The sequence below is a fragment of the Microbacterium sp. R1 genome, assembly GCF_015159725.1.
GTDB classification, from domain to species: domain Bacteria; phylum Actinomycetota; class Actinomycetes; order Actinomycetales; family Microbacteriaceae; genus Microbacterium; species Microbacterium oxydans.
This window is the reverse complement of sequence record NZ_JADDUD010000001.1, coordinates 364,397-377,392: the sequence shown is the minus strand read 5'-3', so window position 1 is coordinate 377,392 and position 12,996 is coordinate 364,397. Positions and strand designations below refer to the sequence as shown.

General features: G+C 68.8%; 11 protein-coding genes. 3 read left to right on the top strand and 8 right to left on the bottom strand.

Going from position 1 to position 12,996, the window contains the following annotated elements; genetic code table 11:
- Positions 1–71: 71 nt before the first annotated feature.
- Positions 72–1,226, bottom strand: a complete 1,155-nt coding sequence (locus ILP86_RS01780; protein WP_193761238.1) for an epoxide hydrolase family protein — start codon at positions 1,224–1,226, stop codon at positions 72–74.
- 69 nt (positions 1,227–1,295) lie between these two features.
- On the opposite strand from ILP86_RS01780, the gene ILP86_RS01775 reads away from it, so the two are divergent.
- Positions 1,296–2,252: a YafY family protein gene (locus ILP86_RS01775; RefSeq protein ID WP_193761237.1), complete on the top strand. Its 957-nt coding sequence runs from the start codon at positions 1,296–1,298 to the stop codon at positions 2,250–2,252.
- Between the two features lie 119 nt (positions 2,253–2,371).
- Here the strand turns inward: ILP86_RS01775 and ILP86_RS01770 are convergent, their stop codons facing one another.
- Positions 2,372–3,757 carry a glycine--tRNA ligase gene (locus ILP86_RS01770; protein WP_046747479.1) on the bottom strand — a complete coding sequence of 462 codons (1,386 nt, stop codon included), beginning with the start codon at positions 3,755–3,757 and terminating at the stop codon, positions 2,372–2,374.
- Between the two features lie 116 nt (positions 3,758–3,873).
- Here ILP86_RS01770 and ILP86_RS01765 point away from each other — a divergent pair, with 116 nt between their 5' ends.
- Complete coding sequence (locus ILP86_RS01765) at positions 3,874–5,343, top strand: peptide MFS transporter (RefSeq protein WP_058631698.1); 1,470 nt, start codon at positions 3,874–3,876, stop codon at positions 5,341–5,343.
- A gap of 19 nt (positions 5,344–5,362) precedes the next feature.
- Here ILP86_RS01765 and ILP86_RS01760 read toward each other — a convergent pair whose 3' ends face one another.
- Positions 5,363–6,052, bottom strand: a complete 690-nt coding sequence (locus tag ILP86_RS01760; RefSeq protein ID WP_058631699.1) for a GNAT family N-acetyltransferase — start codon at positions 6,050–6,052, stop codon at positions 5,363–5,365.
- Between the two features lie 69 nt (positions 6,053–6,121).
- On the opposite strand from ILP86_RS01760, the gene ILP86_RS01755 reads away from it, so the two are divergent.
- Positions 6,122–7,564: an MFS transporter gene (locus tag ILP86_RS01755; protein ID WP_179515758.1), complete on the top strand. Its 1,443-nt coding sequence runs from the start codon at positions 6,122–6,124 to the stop codon at positions 7,562–7,564.
- A gap of 12 nt (positions 7,565–7,576) precedes the next feature.
- Here ILP86_RS01755 and ILP86_RS01750 read toward each other — a convergent pair whose 3' ends face one another.
- From ILP86_RS01750 to ILP86_RS01730, 5 genes are all read right to left on the bottom strand, one after another.
- Positions 7,577–7,996 carry a hypothetical protein gene (locus ILP86_RS01750; protein WP_046747476.1) on the bottom strand — a complete coding sequence of 140 codons (420 nt, stop codon included), beginning with the start codon at positions 7,994–7,996 and terminating at the stop codon, positions 7,577–7,579.
- A gap of 42 nt (positions 7,997–8,038) precedes the next feature.
- Complete coding sequence (locus ILP86_RS01745) at positions 8,039–9,004, bottom strand: serine hydrolase (protein WP_193761236.1); 966 nt, start codon at positions 9,002–9,004, stop codon at positions 8,039–8,041.
- 110 nt (positions 9,005–9,114) lie between these two features.
- Positions 9,115–11,079 carry a M13 family metallopeptidase gene (locus ILP86_RS01740; RefSeq protein ID WP_193761235.1) on the bottom strand — a complete coding sequence of 655 codons (1,965 nt, stop codon included), beginning with the start codon at positions 11,077–11,079 and terminating at the stop codon, positions 9,115–9,117.
- A 10-nt stretch (positions 11,080–11,089) separates the two neighbouring features.
- On the bottom strand, positions 11,090–12,244 hold the full coding sequence (locus ILP86_RS01735; protein ID WP_082738548.1) for a sensor histidine kinase KdpD: 1,155 nt from the start codon (positions 12,242–12,244) through the stop codon (positions 11,090–11,092).
- Entirely contained in the window at positions 12,241–12,975 is a 735-nt protein-coding gene (locus ILP86_RS01730) for a response regulator transcription factor (protein WP_193761234.1), read from the bottom strand. Before ILP86_RS01730 ends, ILP86_RS01735 begins: the two co-directional genes overlap by 4 nt.
- Between the last annotated feature and the right edge of the window lie 21 nt (positions 12,976–12,996).

The following is a 12,996-nucleotide window of genomic DNA, read 5'->3' as shown; positions in this document are numbered from 1 at the left end:
ACCCATCCGCAACAGCGTTTGCGCGGATGGGTCTCGGCGAGGAGCGTGGGTCTGGCCCGACGTGACAGGAGTCAGTGCTGCGGGGCGAAGAACGCGCGGATGTCGCCCGCCAGCAGGTCGGGGCGCTCCAGGGCGGCGAAGTGCCCGCCCTCGTCGAAGCGGCTCCAGTGCACGATGTTCGAGTTGTCGCGCTCGGCGAACACCCGGATCGTCTGGAAGTCATCCGCGAACACCGCGACCCCGGTGCGCGCGGCGTTGATCTGCGGCTCTACGCCCTCGGCAGCAGCAGCGGCATCCGACCTGGCGTTCTCGAGGTAGCTGCGGCTCATGCCCGATGCCGCGTTCGCGAACCAGTTCACGCTGACTTCGAGCAGGATCTTCTCCAGCGGCACCAAGGACGTACCGTTGCCGAACGAGTTGAACAGCTCGCTGTAGGCCAGCAGCCCCACCGGGGAATCGCTGATCCCGACCGAGACTGTCTGCGGACGCGACGAGTTCATCGCGTTGTAGCCGCCGACGGACTGGAACCACTGCATGTGCTCCAGGCCGGCGTAGTCCGCAGGCTCGAGCTTCTCGAACTCCGCGGGGTCGCCCGACGGGAACGAGAACAGCTGCAGCACGTGCAGTCCGAGGAAGCCCTCGGGCTCCCGAAGGCCCAGCTCTCGAGCCACCATGGCGCCGTTGTCGGAACCGTGGATGCCGTAGCTCTCGTAACCGAGACCGCGCATGAGGCGGTCGTACGCCTCCGCGACCCGCGCCGTCGTCCACCCCGCCGACGCCAGAGGCTGAGAGAACCCGTAGCCCGGTGCATCCGGGATCACGAGGTCGAACGCGTCCTCGGCTCGACCGCCGTGCGCCACGGGATCGACCAGCCGATCGATCAGGTCGAGGTAGTCGATCGAGGAGCCGGGGTAGGTGTGGGCGAGCAGCAGCGGGGTCGCACCTTCGTGAGCCGAACGCACGTGGAGGAAATGGATCGTCTGGCCGTCGATCTCGGTGGTGAAGTGCGGGACGGCGTTGATCCTCTCCTGAGCGGCTGCCCAGTCGAAGTCGCGCCAGGCGGCGACGGCTTCACGCAGGTAGGAGTTGGGGGTGCCCGCATCCCAGTCGTCCGTCGGCGAGGGCTGCGGAAGGCGGGTGCGGGCGAGGCGATCCTGAAGATCGGCGACCTCGGCAGCGGAGACCGAGACGGTGAAGGGGCGGAAGCTGAGCGTCGTGTTGTCCATAGCTCGAAGATAGGAGCGCATTAGGTTGGATTCGTTCCTAATGGATGCATGACTTTTCGAGGAGTTCCGATGGCCGATCCGACCGCTCGACTGCTCGCGCTGCTGGCCCTGTTGCAGACCGGCCCCGGGCGTTCCGGCACCGACCTCGCGGCCCGACTCGGTGTCTCCTCGCGCACCGTGCGGCACGACATCGAGAGACTGCGCGAACTCGGGTATCCCGTCGATGCCACGCGCGGATCCGTCGGCGGATATCGTCTCGGGGCGGGCGGCACCCTCCCTCCGCTCCTCCTCGACGATGAGGAGGCCGTGGCGGTCACGGTCGGACTCCGCGCCGCCGCCGGCATCGCGGGGGTCGAAGAGTCGGGGGCGAGAGCGCTCGCCAAGCTGGAGCAGGTGCTGCCGTCGCACCTGCGCCCCACCGTCGACGCGCTCCGATCCAGCGTCGACCGCGCCCCGGAGAACAACGACACCGACGCGCCCGACCCCGAAGTCGACGCCGCGTCGCTGCAGGCCATCGCGCGCGCCATCCGCGACCAGGAGTGGCTGCGCTTCGACTACGAGGGGGCTCCCCGGCTGGTCGAGCCGTATCGGCTGCTCACCTGGGTGCGGCGCTGGTACCTCGTGGCACGCGACCCCGACGCCGACGAGTGGGGAACGTACCGGGTCGACTGGATGGACCTGCGGATGCCGACGCACCGCCGCTTCGACGCGCGACCGCTCCCGGGTGGCGACTACACGGCCTTCGCGATGCGGACCATCGCGGTGAGCGGGTGGATCGTGCACGCCCGACTGCGCATCGACGCGCCGGCGGAGGCCGTGCTCGACCGCATCCACGCCGCGGTCGGGATGGTCGAACCCGTCGACGACGAGCACTGCATCCTCGTCACCGGTGCCGACAGCCTCGACACCATCGCCGCCTACATCGGGATGCTGATGATGGATTTCACGGTCGAGAGTCCGCCCGAGCTGCTCCCCCGCCTGCAGCTCCTCTCCGAGCGCTACGCGCGCGCCGTGGCGGGATCATGACGGGGATCGAAACCCACCCTCCCCTTCGAGACCCACTCCTACGTGCTCCGATCACGATGGGTCTCGGCGGTGGGGATGGGTCTCGGCGGTGGGCGAGAGGGAGAGAGAGGTGAGAGCGCTCAGGCGCCGCGCAAACGCTCCGCGAGGTAGGCGTGCAGCTCGTCGATCGAGACGCGCTCCTGCGCCATGGTGTCGCGGTCGCGCACGGTGACCGCACGGTCGTCGAGAGAGTCGAAGTCGACCGTGACGCAGAACGGGGTGCCGATCTCGTCCTGGCGACGGTAGCGGCGGCCGATGGCACCCGCGTCGTCGAAGTCGACGGCCCACGAGCTGCGGAGGGTGTCGGCGACCTCGCGGGCGAGCGGCGACAGCTTCTCGTTGCGCGACAGCGGCAGCACCGCGGCCTTGACCGGTGCGAGACGCGGGTCGAGCTTGAGCACGGTGCGCACGTCGGTACCGCCCTTGGCGTTGGGCACCTGCTCCTCCACGTAGGCGTCGACCAGGAAGGCCATCATCGCGCGGGTGAGGCCGAACGACGGCTCGATCACGTACGGGGTGTAGCGCTCGCCCGTCGCCTGGTCGAAGTACGTCAGGCTCTGGCCGGATGCCTCGCTGTGGCTGGAGAGGTCGTAGTCGGTGCGGTTGGCGACGCCCATGAGCTCGCCCCACTCCTTGCCCGCGAAGCCGAACTTGTACTCGACGTCGATCGTGCCGGCCGAGTAGTGCGCGCGGTCGTCTTCCGGCACGTCGAACTGACGCATGTTCTCCGGATCGATGCCGAGGTCGATGAACCAGTTCCAGCAGGCCTCGACCCAGTGCTCGAACCACTCCTGGGCCTCAGCCGGCGGCGTGAAGAACTCGATCTCCATCTGCTCGAACTCGCGCGTGCGGAAGATGAAGTTGCCGGGAGTGATCTCGTTGCGGAAGGCCTTGCCGACCTGGCCGATGCCGAACGGAGGCTTCTTGCGGCTCGCGGTGAGCACGTTCGAGAAGTTCACGAAGATGCCCTGCGCGGTCTCGGGGCGCAGGTAGTAGAGGCCGGACTCGTCGTCGACCACGCCGAGATACGTCTTCACCAGACCGGAGAAGGCCTTCGGCTCGGTGTACTGCCCCTTGGTGCCGCAGTTCGGGCAGGGGATGTCGGCCAGACCGTTCTCGGCCTTGCGGCCCTTGCGCGCCTCGAAGTCCTCGATGAGGTTGTCGGCACGGAAGCGCTTGTGGCACTGCAGGCACTCGACCAGCGGGTCGGTGAAGGTCGCGACATGGCCCGACGCCTCCCACACGCGCTTGGGGAGGATGATGCTGGAGTCCAGGCCCACCATGTCGCCGCGACCCCGCACGAAGGTCTGCCACCACTGGCGGCGGATGTTCTCCTTGAGCTCCGTGCCCAGGGGGCCGTAGTCCCAGGCCGACCGGGAACCGCCGTAGATCTCACCCGCTTGGAACACGAACCCGCGGTGGCGGGCGAGGGCGATGACCTTGTCGAGGCGGGACTGTTCGGCCATGGTGGCTCCAATGGTCGGATGCGGGAGGAGAACCCGCGAACACGGGCATCCCATTCTATCCGTCGTTCCCGCGCGCTCCCTGGCCTCCGCGGCTGCGCCGGAGTAGCGTCCTGGGGATGAGCACTGCAGCGCGAACACCGCGGACCCGCGACGACGACACCCGCTTCTTCGGGCAGCCGTGGGCACTGGTGCACATCTTCGGCGTCGAGATGTGGGAGCGCTTCAGCTTCTACGGCATGCAGGGCATCCTGCTCATCTACCTGTACTTCGAGGTGACCGAGGGCGGCCTCGGCATCCCCAAGGCGGTCGCCGGCGGCATCGTTGGCGCCTATGGAGGATCGGTCTACCTGTCGACGATCCTGGGAGCCTGGCTCGCGGATCGCCTCTTCGGCGCCGAGCGGGTGCTGTTCGTCAGCGCGATGGTCATCGTCGCGGGACACCTCGCCCTCGCGCTGCTCCCCGGCGCGGTCGGTGTGGGCGTCGGTCTCGTGCTCGTGGCCGTCGGATCCGGTGGACTCAAGGCGAATGCGTCGTCCGTCGTCGGCACTCTCTACAGCGAAGACGATCCTCGACGCGACGCGGGCTTCTCGCTCTTCTATCTCGGGATCAACCTCGGCGCGTTCCTGGGCCCGATCCTCACCGGCATCCTGCAGTCGTCGCTGGGCTTCCACTACGGCTTCGGCCTCGCGGCCATCGGCATGACGCTGGGACTCATCCAGTACTCGTTCGGCCGCAAGTCGCTCCCCGCCTCAGCGCGTGAGGTGCCGAATCCGCTCCCGAAGTCCCGGTACCTCCTGGTCGGAGTCATCGCCGGAGCCGCGGTGGTGGTCATCGCCGTCCTGGTGCTGACCGGGGTGATCCGCCCGGACAACCTGGCCGCCCTGGTTATCGGCGTCACGATCATCGCCGCCGTCGCCTACTTCTCGGTGATCCTCGGCAGCCGTCGGATCGACGCCACCGAACGCTCGCGCGTGTGGGCCTTCCTGCCGCTCTTCATCACCAGCGTCGCGTTCTGGTCGCTGTACCAGCAGCAGTTCACGGTGCTGACGATCTACTCCGACCAGCGCCTGGACCGGAACCTGTTCGGCTGGGAGATGCCCGTGTCGTGGGTGCAGTCGATCAACCCGGTCTTCATCATCATCCTGTCGGGCGTCTTCGCGGCGATCTGGACCCGTCTGGGTAAGCGTCAGCCCTCGACGCCGGTCAAGTTCGCCCTGGCGGCGATCATCATGGGGTCGGCGTTCCTGCTCTTCCTGCCGTTCGCCGGTGGCGGGGAGAACTCCACACCGCTGCTCGCGATCGTCGGGATCCTCTTCGTGTTCACCGTGGCGGAGCTGCTCATCTCCCCCGTCGGTCTGTCGGCGGCCACCAAGCTCGCACCGACCGTCTTCCGCACCCAGATGGTCGCGCTGTTCTTCCTGTCGATCGCGCTCGGCACGGCGATCTCAGGCGAGCTCGTGCGGTTCTACAACCCCGACGACGAGGTGCCGTTCTTCTCGATCCTCGGCGGCATCGCGATCGTCGTCGGCATCGGACTGCTGCTCAGCGTGAAGCCCGTGCTGAAGCTGATGCGCGGGGTGCGCTGAGCACTCCGCGCATCCCGCATCACGCCGTGAAGAGGTAGCCGCGTTCGGTGTCGTACCCGGCGATCCGGAGGCCGCTGCCGAGCAGGCCCTCCATCTGCGCACGCAGGCGCAGGCGCCACTCGTGGGCGGCCGCAGGATCGGAGACGCGCAGCGCCTCGATGTCGGCCGGGATCTCGAGGGTCTCCACGACCGCGTCGTCGGCCGGGGGCTTGGCGATGTCGGCGAGTGCCCATTCGACGTCGAGTCGGTCGCTCTCGTCGCCCGCGTCACCGCCGCCGAAGATGCCGTAGCGGTTGACCGAGTATCCGGTGGCACGGGCACCCAGCACCGTGAAGAAGAAGTGCGCATTGCGCGCCACCAGCGGATCGAACACCCACGTGATGCGGCCGACGTCGCGGGAGAACGCCCACTGTCGCTGATGCTCCTTGAGCTCGCGGCCCCAGCCCCGCCCGCGGTACTCGGGCAGCAGGGCGGTGATGTGGGAGTGCATCGCACGTCGGGCCGGCTCGCCGAAGAAGGCGATGGACGCGCCGACCATGCGCTCGTCTTCGCCCTCGCCGTCGAAGAAGCCGACGACGTAGTTGCCCGACTGCTGCAGGGCGCGCAGGGTTCCGGCATCCACCACGCGCTGCGGACCCCTGATGGAGTCGAGCAGGCCCTGGGCGTCGAGGATGAGTTCAACGGTGTCGAGATCACGGATGGTTCGCACGCACCCAGTCTGCCCCTCCTCGGCCCGTTCGAGGAATCCGGCACGAGGATTCGGCGATAGCCTGAGCCGATGGGCGCGAGCGATGACAGAGCGAGGAAGCGTCTCTCCCGCACTCCTCCCCGTTGGGCGATCGTCGCAGTCCTCGCCTTCGCGGGGCTGTGCTCGTCGTTCATGTTCACGCTGGTCGTGCCGTTGCAGGCCGAGCTGCCGCAGCTGCTGAACGCCTCCCGTGAGGACACCACCTGGGTCGTGACGATCACGCTGCTCGTCGCCGCGGTCGCCACTCCGATCTCCGGCCGGCTCGGCGACATGTACGGCAAGCGTCGAGTCGTGATCGCCCTGCTCGCGATCCTGATCCTCGGGTCCATGATCGCCGCCGTCTCCGGCTCGATCGTCGGCGTGATCATCGGCCGCGCGCTGCAGGGTGCGGTGACCGGCGTCGTCCCACTCGGCATCGCGATCATGCGCGACGTGCTCCCTCCCGAACGGCTGGGCACCGCGGTCGCCCTCATGAGCGCCACGATGGGCGTCGGCGGCGCGATCGGGATGCCCGTGGCTGCACTCCTCGCCCAGAACGCCGACTGGCACATGCTCTTCTGGCTCGCCGCGGCACTCGGTGTCGTCGGCCTCGCCCTGGTGCTGGCGGTGATCCCCGAAGATGTGCTGCGCTCTCCCGGGCGGCTCGACGTGATCGGAGCCATCGGACTCGCGATCGGTCTCACGGGCATCCTGCTCTTCGTCTCGCGGGGTGCGCAATGGGGATGGACGTCTCCCCTGACGCTCACCTGCATCATCGGCGGACTCGTGGTGCTGCTGGTGTGGGGCTGGTATCAGCTGCGCACGAAGGATCCGCTGCTCGACCTGCGTGTCGCCGCCCGCCCCGCGGTGCTGTTCACGAACATCGCCGCGATCGGGATGGGTTTCGCGCTCTTCGCCTCGAACGTCACGTTCCCACAGCTGCTCGAGATGCCGACGATCGGCGGTGCGGGGTTCGGTCTCGACATGCTCGCCGCCTCCCTCGTGATCATGCCGGCCGGTCTCGTGATGATGGTCATCTCGCCCCTCTCCGGCTGGCTCGAGCGCACCGTCGGACCGCGTCCGCTGTTCACGGTCGGTGCCGGCGCGATCGTGCTCGCCTATGTCTTCGTGCTGCTGTGGTCTTCCGAGGTGTGGCACATCTTCGTGGCCAACATCTTCATCGGAGTGGGCATCGGGTTCACGTTCGCGGCCATGCCGATGATCATCATGCGCTCGGTCCCGGCGAACGAGACCGGAGCCTCCAACGGACTGAACGCCCTGTTCCGATCGGTCGGCACATCCAGCGCCTCGGCGGTGATGGGCGGTGTCCTCGCCGCGATGAGCGTCGACGTCGGCGGAGTCGCCGTCCCGACACGCGCTGCCTTCGAGGTGTGCTTCTGGCTCGCCATCGCCGCCGGCATCATCGCGGTGGTGCTGTCGCTGTTCATCCCGAAGCAGCGGAGCTCCGAGCAGCGCCCCTCGCTGCCGGGCTGAGACGCGTCGGCGTCAGCCGGCGATCGTGCGGGGGTCGGGGTCGTCGGCGCGCGGCGGGCGGAGGCGGTCCGGGATCGGCCATGCCAGGACGAACTGCGCAGCAGCCGGACGCGTCATGTCGCCGAAGTCGTCGATCTTCACGACGATTCGACCGGGCGAACCGTCTTCGTCGGGGGTCACCTCGAGGATGCGCACCCGGAGCGGACGGTCGGCCTCGCCGTCCGACAGCGCCTCGCCCTCGAGCATCCAGGGGTCGGCGAGCCAGGCGATGCCGTGCTCCTCGAGTGCCGCTTCGGCGTCGAGCCATTCGGTGGGAACCGACGCGGGGCGTCCGAGCACGTCGACCGCCACCCAGCCCTCACCCTCGGGATGGATCCACCCGAGCAGCTCGCCGTCGTCGCGACGATGCGGGGTCCAGTCAGATCGAGGCATCCCCCGATGCTAGCGGTGCGGGTGAGCTCGCCCGCGTCGTCGTCAGTGCGTGTACTCCATGAGTTCGACGCCGAGCACGCGGAAGGCGTCGTGCGCGCGCAGACGGTGGGTGATCGAGAGGTCGTCGAAGCACACGATGAGCGAGTACGCGACACCGGCTCGGGGCCCGGCCAGCACGCCGGCTTCAGCCCGCACTCCGCGATCCCTGCCGGTCTTGTTCACGAACAGCAGGCCGTGCGCATCGTGATCGTGTGCGAAAGGGTCGAGGCCGGTGGAGGCCGCGACCAGACTCAGATCCTGGTTGAGGCTGAGCCACTCGGACACCTGTGCGCTGACGGCGACATCGACCACCTGCGAGTTCACGAGGGCGGAGAACAGCCCGGCGAGCTCGCGCGCCGACCCCACGGCCACCTGCGGGGCGTCGTCGGGGCCGCGGCGGTCGCGGAAGCGATCGAGCAGAGCCGTGCGGCGCAGTCCGAGGGACTCGATGCGCTCACGCACGCGATCATGCCCCACCCGCTGCAGCAGGGCGTTCACCGCGATCGGATCGCCCGCGGTCGCCGCCATCACCGCGAGGTCTTCCAGGGGCAGCGCCGGCGCGTGCAGATGCCGCCACAACCCCGAGGTCTCCACGGCGTCGACACTCTCGCGCTCGACGATCTCGAACGGATCGAGAGCACCGCTCTGGAAGCCCGCAGCGACCTCGATCAGAAGCGGCACCACGCCGAGACCGGCGATCGGCATCGTCACGTGGTCGTCGCCGGCCAGCACATGCACATGGTTGTCGAGGTCGACCACGTGCACCGAGACCTGCGCTCCGGAATCGACCAGCCCCTCCAGCGCACGGAACGTGGCCGTGAACGAGCGTCGTCCCGCCGCCGCGCGGCGCGGAAGCCGGCGACTGGTGCGCTGCGAACGGCGCCCAGCACCCGAGGCCTCCTGGGCACCGTCGAGAGACTCGGGGGCCGAGGAGTTGCGGAAGCCTTCACCAGGCTCGAGAGCGCCCACGCTGATCCTTAGGGGGGTGGATGTGCGGGATACCGCGGGAAGGCGATCCCCGGCGGCAGGGCTATCGTAACCCCACCGCCGGGGGATGATTCACAGAGTGCGACGATCTGTCACCAGATGGTCACACGCGACGGCGCAGGCAACCACAGCGCGTCGGACTCGGTCACGCCGAACGCCTCGTAGAAGGCGTCGATGTTGCGCACGATCTGGTTGCAGCGGAACTCGTTGGGCGAGTGCGGGTCGATCGTGAGCAGGCGCAGCGTCTCGGCGTCACGGCTCTTCTGCTGCCACACCTGCGCCCATGACAGCAGCAGGCGCTGCACCCCCGTGTACCCGTCGATGATCGGGGCCTCCTGGCCGTCCAGCGACAGCTCGTATGCTTTCAACGCGATGCCGAGACCGCCGAGGTCGCCGATGTTCTCGCCGATGGTGAGCGCGCCGTTCACGTGGTGCTCGGCATCGAGGCCCTCCGGGACGAGCGCGTCGTACTGCGCGATGAGCGCCTTGGTGCGCTCCTCGAACGCCGAGCGGTCGGCATCGGTCCACCAGTCCTGCAGGCGTCCATCGCCGTCGTAGCGGCTGCCCTGGTCGTCGAAGCCGTGCCCGATCTCGTGACCGATGACCGCGCCGATGCCGCCGTAGTTCGCCGCGGCGTCACGCCCTGCGTCGAAGAACGGGTACTGCAGGATGGCCGCGGGGAAGACGATCTCGTTCATCGACGGGTTGTAGTACGCGTTGACCATCTGCGGCGGCATGTGCCACTCGTCGCGATCGATGGGCTTGCCCACCTTGTCGACGTTGCGGTCGTGCTCGAAGATCGACGCCCGGCGCACGTTGCCGAACAGGTCTCCCCTGTCGATCTCGAGGCTGGAGTAGTCGCGCCACACCTCGGGATGCCCGATCTTCGGGGTGAACGAGTCGAGCTTGGCGAGCGCGCGCTCGCGGGTCTCGGCCGTCATCCACTCGAGGTCGGTGATGCTCCGCCGATACGCCTCGATCAGGTTCGCGACCAGCTCGTCCATGGCGGCCTTCGCCGTCGGCGGGTAGTGCCGCTCGACGTAGACCTTGCCGATGGCCTCGCCGAGCGCCCCCTCGGTGAGCGAGACGCCACGCTTCCAGCGCTCCCGGATCGTCGGCACTCCGGTGAGCTCGGTGCCGTAGAACGAGAAGTTCTCCTGCACGAGGTCGTCGGTCAGGTACGGGGCGGCGGCGTGCACGGCCTTCGCCCGCAGCCAGGCCTTCCAGTCGTCCAGCCGCTCGGGGGTCAGCAGCGAACCGAGCCCCTCGAAGAAGCTGGGCTGCGCGACGACGACCTCGTCGAAAGCGGTGGGGTTCGACGGCGAGACCGCCTCGCGCCACGGAGCCAGGTCGACGCCCGCGAGTGCCTGCAGCTCGTCCCAGGTCTTGAGGTTGTACGTCGCCACGGCGTCACGGCTGCGCACGTTGTCCCAGTGGTGGCCCGCCAACTCGGTCTCGAGAGCGATCGCGCGGTCGGCGTTCGCCGCGGCATCGCCCACGCCGGCCAGGGTCAGCAGACGCTCGAGGTGCGCGCGGTACGCGGTCCTCGTGTCGGCGAAGGTGTCGAGCCGGAAGTAGCTCTCGTCGGGAAGCGACAGACCCGCCTGCACGAGCACGGGGAGGTAGCGCTCGGGGTTGCCGGGGTCGCCGTCGACGTAGAGACCGATGATCGAGGCGCGGCCGTCGCGGTCGTAGGCGCCCACCGTGCGCAGGAACGTCGGAACGTCGGCGATCGCATCGATCTCGGCGAGCGTCTCGGCGAGCGGGGCGACACCGGCGGCATCGATGCGCTCGGTGTCCATGAAGCTCGCGAACAGGTCGCCGATCTTGCGGGCGAGCGTGCCTTCCGCGGCGTCCTGCGACTCCTCGATGATGGCGCGCACATCCTTCTCCGCCTGCTCGGCGAGAAGGTGGAACGAGCCCCAGCGCGCCTTGTCGCCCGGGATCTCGGTACGGGCGAGCCAGGCGCCGTTCACGTGGCGATACAGGTCGTCCTGGGGGCGGATGTCGGAGCTGAACTCATCAAGGGCGAGGCCCACGGGAAGAACGTCAGTCATGCGCTCCAGCCTATGACCCGCCTCCCCCGAACGGCAGGAGCACGTTCATGCGGAATCCCTCGTCGGTGCGCTCGGCGAACACCTCGCCGCCGTGGGCACGGGCGAGGCCGCGGGCGATCGACAGTCCGAGCCCCGCTCCGGAGGCGACACCGCCCTGATCGCCGGCCGAGGTGCGGGCGGCGTCCTCGCGCCAGCCCACGTCAAACATGCGGTCGAGGTCTTCCACCGCAACTCCGGCTCCGTGATCGAGGATGCCGAGCACGAGTCTGTTCCGGTCCGCCTCGGTGGCGGAGATGACGATCTCCGTGCCGCGTGGCGCGTGCCGGATCGCGTTCGTCAGCAGATTGACGATGATGCGCCCGAGCTGATGCGGGTCGGCCCAGAGCACGTGCCCACCCACCCCGCGCTCGACGATGCGCACGTCGTGTGCGGCAGCCGCGACCGCGACGTCGGCGACCGCGTCGGAGACCACATCGAGCAGCTCGACCTGCTGCGTCTGCAGCTGCACGGCGCCGGACGTCAGCTTCGACAGCTCGAACAGCTCGTCGACCATGCGGCTCATCGTCTCCACCTGCGCCCGCACCTGCCCGGCGAAGCGCTCCGGTGCGTCGGCAGCCCCGTCCTCGATCGACTCGGCGAGCGCGCGCACCGCCGTCAGGGGAGTGCGGAGGTCGTGAGAGATCCAGGCGAAGAAGCGCCGCCGGGCCGAATCGAGACGCTCCAGCTCGGCGTTGGCGGCATCCACCTTCGCCGAGACCTCGGCCAGCTGCATCGACAGGCCGTCCAGTTCGCGGGATCCGCCGGCTCCCGCGACGATCACTCCGCCGCGGCCCATCTCCTCGAGCGATGCCGAGAAACGGTCGAACGACGCCCTCATCGCTCTCGCCGCGACCCAGGCGGTCGCCAGCCCCAGGACGAGGGACACCCCGATCACGGCGAGCAGCACCGTGAGGTCGTGTGTGGAGATGTACATCTCCACCGCGATCGCGACGACCGAAGCCGCCATCGTGACGACCCCTGCGCTGGCGACCAGCATGAGCTGCGCACGGACCGACCGGCGCCGGAGCATTCGCAACAGGGCGAGGGTGAGCGCCGCGACGACCACGGCCGCCAGCAGGCACGTCAGCACGATCAGCAGCACATCGGGTGCGGCGAGCACGATCATGATCGGTCCCCGTCGGTCGAGAACCGGTAGCCGACGCCCCACTCCGTGCGCAGGTGGACGGGGTCGCGCGGATCCTGTTCGATCTTCTCCCGGAGCCGGCGCACATGCACCGTGACGGTCGATGCCTCGCCGAAGCTCCACCCCCACGCCTCGCGCAGGATCTCCTCCCGCTCGAGTGCTCGCCCCTCGTTGCGCGCGAGGAAGAGCAGCAGATCGTACTCGCGGCCGGTGAGGGCGATCTCCTCGCCACGCACCCAGACACGGCGACGCAGCGGATCGATCGCGAACACTCCGGCGCGCACCTCGCCCGCCGCGGCCTGGACGGCCTGCGCGCGGCGGACCAGGGCGCCGACGCGCATCGACAGCTCCCGCAGCGAGAAGGGCTTGGCAAGGTAGTCGTCGACGCCGAACTCGAACCCTTCGATGCGGTCGTCCACCTGCCCGAGAGCGGTCAGCATCATGATCGGCACATCGGAGAAAGAGCGCAGGTCGCGGCAGAGCTCGTCCCCGCTGATCCCCGGCAGCATGCGGTCGACGATCACCACGTCCGGCGTCCTCTCGCGCAGGGCTGTGCGCGCCGAGACGCCGTCTCCGAAACTCGACACCTCGTAGCCGTTGGCCCGCAGGTACGCGCCGACGGCCGCTCTGACGGTGGGGTCGTCCTCGACGACCACCACCTCGGTCGTCTGCTGCCCGGGTGCCTCCTGCCCCCTGGGGGTCTCCTGCTGCATGGGGTCGACACTAGTCGCGGG

Excerpts from the sequence above, each read along its gene's own strand:
- ILP86_RS01730 (WP_193761234.1), bottom strand. The coding sequence starts at position 12,975 with ATGCAGCAGGAGACCCCCAGGGGGCAGGAGGCACCCGGGCAGCAGACG.
- ILP86_RS01740 (WP_193761235.1), bottom strand. The coding sequence starts at position 11,079 with ATGACTGACGTTCTTCCCGTGGGCCTCGCCCTTGATGAGTTCAGCTCC.
- ILP86_RS01765 (WP_058631698.1), top strand. The coding sequence starts at position 3,874 with ATGAGCACTGCAGCGCGAACACCGCGGACCCGCGACGACGACACCCGC.
- ILP86_RS01750 (WP_046747476.1), bottom strand. The coding sequence starts at position 7,996 with ATGCCTCGATCTGACTGGACCCCGCATCGTCGCGACGACGGCGAGCTG.
- ILP86_RS01770 (WP_046747479.1), bottom strand. The coding sequence starts at position 3,757 with ATGGCCGAACAGTCCCGCCTCGACAAGGTCATCGCCCTCGCCCGCCAC.
- ILP86_RS01755 (WP_179515758.1), top strand. The coding sequence starts at position 6,122 with ATGGGCGCGAGCGATGACAGAGCGAGGAAGCGTCTCTCCCGCACTCCT.
- ILP86_RS01735 (WP_082738548.1), bottom strand. The coding sequence starts at position 12,244 with ATGATCGTGCTCGCCGCACCCGATGTGCTGCTGATCGTGCTGACGTGC.
- ILP86_RS01775 (WP_193761237.1), top strand. The coding sequence starts at position 1,296 with ATGGCCGATCCGACCGCTCGACTGCTCGCGCTGCTGGCCCTGTTGCAG.
- ILP86_RS01780 (WP_193761238.1), bottom strand. The coding sequence starts at position 1,226 with ATGGACAACACGACGCTCAGCTTCCGCCCCTTCACCGTCTCGGTCTCC.